The sequence below is a fragment of the Roseiarcus sp. genome, assembly GCF_052145395.1.
Lineage (GTDB): Bacteria > Pseudomonadota > Alphaproteobacteria > Rhizobiales > Beijerinckiaceae > Roseiarcus.
Genome location: NZ_JBKQOT010000445.1, coordinates 1 through 3,365, shown reverse-complemented (window position 1 = coordinate 3,365; position 3,365 = coordinate 1). Strand labels below are relative to the sequence as shown.

Here is a 3,365-nt window from a genome sequence, read left to right as displayed (position 1 = left end):
TTGTAGGTCGATTTGGGCGAGGGCATCGCTCGCTTGCATCCGCACAGTCGGATCGCTGTCGCCAAGCATGTTCTGGAGCTGACCTGCTATTTGTTGCGCCTGGGGCGGCCGGGTCCATTGGTACATCTCAGTAAGCGCCCCCAGCAGCCTTGTCCGTGAATCCGAATCACTGTGCGAATCGAGGTAGTGGAGGATCAGGCTGGCGCACGGCGCGGAAGACTGTCTAATCGCTCTAAGGCTCCCCACCACCTCCGCGATCACATTGATGTCCAGCGAGGCGTCAGAGCACATCGACTGGAGGTGCGCTAGGCCCTTGGGATCATTCAGCACGAAGAGCGCCTGTGCGATTCCGACCTGCGCCTCGGGGTCTCTCTCATCGGATAAAGCGCTCTCGATAAGTGGTATCGCGGCTGAATCATGCTGGTTGGCGAGCTCGTTAGCTGCGGTGGACCGAATTGCCGGGTCGTTGTTGCGCAAGGCCGCAATGAGGTCCGTCTCCGAAGTCCCAACGCCCTTGGCATGGAGCCAATCGGCGGGAGTCGGTAGCTGGCCGCTAAAGTGGGCATCCGAATTCTGAGCCGTCGCGGCGCGCCAAGCAAGCGGGCAGAGTAATAATCCAGCGAGCAGATTAACTCCAATGGTCCTCATGTCGTTCTCCTTTGGACTAATACTTGGACACAATCACCTTTGTAATTGCGCTGCTTCCAACCGAGCCTGGCTGGAGGTCGTACGTGACGGTAAAGCTCCCGAGGGGGTTTCCTCCGCATGAATACGTCTGGGTGCACACAATCGTGCAAGAATTTACCCCGGACCATGAAAGAAGATTATAAGGATTATCCAAGAAATGGCCGTCGTAGAACGTGTTGTTCAAGGCAGGGAGGGGGCTCCCAAACTGAAATCCGTAATCTCCGGGTTGGCCGGGAAGCCCAACTGCAAAGGTGGGGGTCTTACCCGTGCATGGCGTTGGCCAGGGCCAGCCCTTGCTCGTTGGGCAGCTATTGCTAAGCGTGCTCAACGACTCGCTGAGCAGCGTCCCGTTGAAGGTTCCCGACGCAGGTCCCACCGTCATTGTCGCAACTGCCCCGATGCCGGTTGAAAGGGTGGGAACGTCCTGAGGGTAGGAAGACAAGTTATAGGGCGTCACGGAACTGATTGCGACCGACGATGGGCAGCTCGGTATGGCTCCGATCGTCGCATAGCCTGGCGAACCTGAGCCAGAGGGGCCGTTTCCGGGCGCCGGAGAGAATCCGCTGCCGTTATAGCCGTTCGAGGTGACGGTGATCGTCGCGGTCCCATTGGGGGCGCTCGAATCGACAGTAACACTCATTTGAATTTGAGCGTCAGTCGGTAAACCTACGATTCCGTAACTGGTGATGCCTTGACCGGAAATTTGAACCGAGGGGCTAGTTCCGAAGCCAGAGCCGGAAATTGTAAAGCCCGTCGTCTGACCAGCTGGCCAGACGTCGGGGATAATGCCGTTGATCGCGGGTGTTTCGTCGCCCACCGTGAACGTGACGGAGCCGGACCCCCAGGTGTTGGACATCGTCAGGTTCTGCGCTCCGGTTGTGACGCCGCTCGCCGGGATCGTGAAATCGACAGTGGCGTTGGCCGTTGTTTCGCCATTCTCAATAGACGTCTGGACGCCGCCGCCTATGCTGACGGCTGAGTATTGGAAGTCGTCGATCAGGTACGACCCGGTGACTTGCGTTGAGCCGCTCGTCCCGACCGCGCCGGAGTTGACGCTGATCTGAGAGATTGAGGGGACGTTCGCCGTTGTTTGAAATCCGATCTCTCCGAGATCTACGTCGCCCTCGACGTAGCCCTCGCCGCCGTCTTCATATGAGCCGTCTTCGTAATCCGCGTAAACATCGGCGATAAACGTGTAGGCGTCACCGCGGTTGATTGGCCCTTCGATCTCGGCCTCGGCTTCGTAACCTTCATCGTCGCCCGCCGAACTCACCATGTTATTGCCGTCGTACGCAGCGATTACTACGCCCACATCGTCGATGAAAGCCCAGCAGTCGCCGCAGGAATAGTAATCGACATCGGCATACCAGTCGAACTCCATGCCGTCGGTGTCGATCTCGACGTAGACCTCCACTTCGTCGTCGTAGTCCGCGTAGTACGAGACGCTGGATCCAGACACTCCATCGTAGTGCCAATACGATTGGCTGTGTGCGGCAGGCAGGGCAAGGCATTGGGCCAAGAGGACGAGAAGCAGAATACCGAATCCGCAGTGCATGCGAAGCGCCTGGAAGATCTTCATGGCTGAGTCCTCCCTTGCGGCGTTGGCTGCTCGAACCACGATCGGGCTTTTCCAGGGTTGGCCGGGACGATTTTCACCGACTGCGCGAACTGCGTGCTGAGAAACTTTGGAGAGACGCCGCATTTGCGGGAGACAGCGCCTGATTGAGGGTTGCGATCTCGGCGTCGATGTCGGCGTTCCGTTCCGCGTCGAGCGCCTTCAGCTTTTCCAGGCCGGGCGGGGGCGAGCCCGGCGGGATAAGTCCCTGTTTCCTGGCTTGCTGGTCAGCGGCGACGATTGCTCTTGCCCTTGCATTCAGATCGGCGATTTTGGCTGACAGCCTCTCGGAAGATGCGCGCACCGGTGCGAATTCGCCGTCGGTAAAGCCAAGTCGCTTTTGCAGGCCGGTACGCAGCCAATCGCCATTCTCTCCTTGTTTTTCGCGTTGCGCGGCGGCTTCGTCGAGGTGGCGCTGATAAAGAAGAAAGTGGGGATACAGATGCGGTAGAGGAATGGGTCGCGGCGGCTGGGACTGATTCTGTTGCGGCGTGGCCGCTGGCTGCTGTGCGAGTGCGATTGACAGCAACAGAAGGCCGGATACGGTCAAAAGGGCGAGGCGACGCATAGATCCTCCCTTTTTCTCTCAGCGTGCTACGAGAAAAATCACGGAACACTGAAAATGCAGGATGATTTTCGCGAAAAATTCTTACCCCCCCCCGCAGGAGCTTGTCAACGTTACGAGCGGACGATGGTCATTCGTAACCGACGGGGTTAACTTTCTCGTCATCCGAGCGAATTTGTGCGCACGAAAGGCAATGATGTCCTGATGTCGAGGAGTGAATCGAAAGCGCTCGAGAGTACTTACGTCACAAGCACGTCAAATTTACATAGCGGCGCGCGGCGCGGACGCGGTTAAAATCATGTCCACCATGAGTGCGACCTTCCTTGACGCCATTTCCGTCGATCGCGTCATTGACGGCAGATTCCCGCTTCTCCAAAAGCTAGGCGGGACGCAGTGGAGTTCTGCCTATTTAACCGAGCTTGACGATGGCCGGGCGCAAAGAGCCGCCATTAAGATCTTCCCGTTCGCATCTGTGGATGAACGCGCCACCTTCGCTCG

Annotated in this window: 4 protein-coding genes; 1 reads left to right on the top strand and 3 read right to left on the bottom strand. The window is 58.1% G+C overall.

What is annotated here, in order from left to right; genetic code table 11:
• The 3 genes from ACLP25_RS15110 to ACLP25_RS15100 all read right to left on the bottom strand — a co-directional run.
• Window positions 1–648 (bottom strand): HEAT repeat domain-containing protein (locus ACLP25_RS15110; RefSeq protein ID WP_442470009.1); only part of this gene is annotated, 648 nt, incomplete at its 3' end.
• 16 nt (window positions 649–664) lie between these two features.
• Complete coding sequence (locus ACLP25_RS15105) at window positions 665–2,266, bottom strand: hypothetical protein (protein ID WP_442470008.1); 1,602 nt, start codon at window positions 2,264–2,266, stop codon at window positions 665–667.
• Between the two features lie 73 nt (window positions 2,267–2,339).
• Window positions 2,340–2,870, bottom strand: a complete 531-nt coding sequence (locus ACLP25_RS15100) for a hypothetical protein (RefSeq protein WP_442470007.1) — start codon at window positions 2,868–2,870, stop codon at window positions 2,340–2,342.
• A gap of 295 nt (window positions 2,871–3,165) precedes the next feature.
• Here ACLP25_RS15100 and ACLP25_RS15095 point away from each other — a divergent pair.
• Window positions 3,166–3,365: hypothetical protein (locus ACLP25_RS15095; RefSeq protein ID WP_442470006.1), on the top strand; the 200-nt coding region annotated here is incomplete at its 3' end.